The organism is Elioraea sp., assembly GCF_051860475.1.
GTDB lineage: Bacteria > Pseudomonadota > Alphaproteobacteria > Acetobacterales > Acetobacteraceae > Elioraea.
This window is the reverse complement of record NZ_JBHYDW010000315.1, coordinates 1-589: the sequence shown is the minus strand read 5'-3', so window position 1 is coordinate 589 and position 589 is coordinate 1. Positions and strand designations below refer to the sequence as shown.

At 68.8% G+C, this 589-nt stretch carries 1 protein-coding gene; it reads right to left on the bottom strand.

Annotation, left to right across the window (positions count from 1 at the left end; translation table 11 throughout):
* Positions 1-589, bottom strand: a 589-nt coding sequence (locus tag ACTIFU_RS23965) for a phage portal protein (protein ID WP_439580826.1), incomplete at both ends; no start/stop codon positions are given.

Here is a 589-nt window from a genome sequence, read left to right as displayed (position 1 = left end):
AAGGCGAGCCGCGAGTTCGAGTAGTTCGCCTTCAGCATGTCGTTGGAGAGATAGGCGTAGGGAATGCCCAGCGCCGCCGAGACCTGAAGCAGCGTGCGGTACTGGAACGGCTCGTAGGTCTGGCCGACGTCGGTCGGGGCCGAGGTCTGGATCTCCTCCCCGGGCTCCAGCATCACCACCTGGCCCGGCTGGAGGTCCATGGTCCGCTCGCCGTCCGCCCCGTCGCTCTCGGCGACGTCGAACGGCTCGGCCGGCGCGGGCGTGGTGATGAACAGCGCATGCATCGCCGCGACCTTCTTCCGGTCGAGCTCGGCGTCGTCGTACTGGTCGAGCAGAAAGAGCTTCACGATCCCCGGGGCGAAGCGGGAGATCCCGCGCAGCTGGCCGGCATCGACCGGGTCGATCACGTGGATGACCTCCGAGGCCGGCACGCGCACCGTCTCGCCGGCGAGACCGGGATCGGTGACGTCGCCGGGATGGCGGCGCAGGAAGTGATACGCGACGCGCCTGCCGATGCGGTCGAACTCGATGCCCTGGCGGATGACGTTGCCGTTCGCCCCCCGCTCGTTGCGGTTGAGCGGCAGCATCT